Here is a 2,231-nt window from a genome sequence, read left to right on the forward strand (position 1 = left end):
ATAACTCCATAGGATAAATAGCTTAGTATAGGATGATCATAATCAAATTCTAGCCGTTGTGAAATCTTATTGCTTGGCATAGCATATGCGCCAAATGCCATAGCTGCTGCCTCATCAAGCCCTCCTATAAGGTAATTAAATGTCCCTGATCCACTAAAATGCAAATCATCTCCATAGATTTTATCACTTGCCTTTGCATCTAGCTTACCATTTTTATATATTGCAAGTGCATCAAAATATTGCCCATTTGAAAGAATTACATTATCTAACACCCCATCATTATTAATATCAATTTTTCTTTTAAAAACAAAAGGATATCCTTCATTAAAATCTTTTATTGTTTTTTTAAACTCTCCTTTTTTTGTGCAATACTCAGGATAAATAATACTCCTCTCACTTGCTCCAAAAGCACAAAAACCTATACTAAAGGGAGGATTGACAGAAGGAGGAACTTCTTGCCATTTACTCCAATCAATCTTATAACTTCTTGCATATTCACATAATTCTTTATTATTCGAATCTAGCACTTCTCCTAGAAGTTTAAGCAAATGTGTAATGCGGTCTTCATAAGCATCTTCTGTAAAATAAATGTGTTCTTCGTAAGCTTCATCATAAGCATATTTAAAATTGGTTTCATCAACTTCATTTAAGTTTTTAATAAATGCTCTTTGCGATTCTAAAAGTTCTTTTAATCTTTGCTCCTTATTAGGAAACTTAGAGATTTTTAACTCTTTTCTTAATTGTGTATAGACTTCGCTCATATAACGATCTAAATTTTGCAAAATCCCTCTTCCATCACCACATATCATCTTTTCTACTTCTGTAGTTGCTTTAGCACAATCAAAACTAGGTTTAGCTTCCTCTGGAGATTGTGCATTAATACTAATACTCAATATTAAGAAAAATCCTAAAACCATTAAAATCTTTTGCATAAGAACCTCCTTTTGTAATTATTCCTTTTTAGTAAGTGCATTTTAGCTCTCTTTTATTGCCTTCTAAAAGATAAATGCGTGTTTCTGGATAAGTAGATTTCTTATCATTAACAAATCTCTTATTCCATGAGCGGATATAATTTTTACCTTGAAATTCTATAACTCCATAAGTTAAATAGCTTAGTATAGGACACTCAAAATCAAATTCTAGTCGTTGTGAAACTTTATTACTTGGCATAGCATATGTAGTAAATGCCTTGCAAGGCGTCTCATTTACCATACAAACTCTTTCTTCAGTTTTTGATCCATGAAAATGCAAATCATCTCCATAGATTTTATCACTTGCTTTTGCATCTAGCTTACCATTTTTATATATTGCAAGTGCACTAAAATAGTTCCCTTGTGAAAGAATTACATTATCTAACACCCCATCATTATTAATATCAATTTTTCTTTTAAAAACATAAGGATATCCTCCAATAAAATCTTCTATTTTTTCTGTAAGCTTTCCTTTTTCTGTGCAATACCAAGAATAATCGATATCTCTATTATTTGCCCCAAAAGCACAAAAACCTATACTATAGGGAGGATTGATGGAGGGAGGAACTTCTTGCCATTTGCTCCAATCAATTTTATCCTGTCTTGCATATTCACATAATTCTTTATTATTCGAATCTAGCACTTCTCCTAAAAGTTTAAGTAAATGTGTAATGCGTTCTTCATAGGCATCTCCTATAAAACGAACTTCATTTAAATGTTTAATAAAAGCTCTTTGCGATTCTAAAAGATCTTTTAATCTTTGTTCCTTATTAGGAAACTTAGAGATTTTTAACTCTTTTCTTAATTGTGTATAGACTTCACCCATATAACGATCTAAATTTTGTAACTCCCCACTTTCATCATTGCAAATCATCTTTTCTACTTCTGTATTGGCTTTAGCACAATTAAAGCTAGGTTTAGCTTCTTCTGGGGATTGGGCATTAGCACTAGCACTTAAAGTAACACAAATCCCTAAAACCATTAAAAACTTTTGCATAAGAACTCCTTTATTTTAATCTGTATTTTTTGTTGTTTCAAACATTAATTATTCCTTTTTTAGTAAGTGCATTTTAACTCTCTTTTATTACCTTTTAAAAGATAAATGCGTGTTTCTGGATAAGTAGAATTCTCATCAAAATTAAATCTACCATTCCAAAGAGCAATATAATTTTTGCCTTGAAATTCCATAACTCCATAAGCTAAATAGCTTAGTATAGGAATCTCAGAATCTAATAGTATTCCTGAAACTTTATTGCTTGG

2 protein-coding genes and 1 pseudogene are annotated in these 2,231 nt (G+C 30.8%); all 3 read right to left on the reverse strand.

Annotation, left to right across the window (positions count from 1 at the left end):
* A partial coding sequence (locus B6S12_RS11235) for a lysozyme inhibitor LprI family protein (protein ID WP_181451047.1) occupies positions 1–932 on the reverse strand: 932 nt, incomplete at its 3' end.
* A 28-nt stretch (positions 933–960) separates the two neighbouring features.
* Positions 961–1,968, reverse strand: a complete 1,008-nt coding sequence (locus B6S12_RS10480) for a lysozyme inhibitor LprI family protein (protein WP_111230717.1) — start codon at positions 1,966–1,968, stop codon at positions 961–963.
* 59 nt (positions 1,969–2,027) lie between these two features.
* Positions 2,028–2,231 (reverse strand): annotated as a pseudogene (locus tag B6S12_RS10485) (DUF1311 domain-containing protein); the annotation flags it as partial.

Source organism: Helicobacter valdiviensis, from assembly GCF_003245365.1.
In the GTDB taxonomy this organism is placed as follows: Bacteria; Campylobacterota; Campylobacteria; order Campylobacterales; family Helicobacteraceae; genus Helicobacter_D; species Helicobacter_D valdiviensis.

What these genes read in the sequence shown, in the direction of transcription:
- B6S12_RS10480 (WP_111230717.1), bottom strand. Translation starts at nt 1,968, where the DNA reads ATGCAAAAGTTTTTAATGGTTTTAGGGATTTGTGTTACTTTAAGTGCT.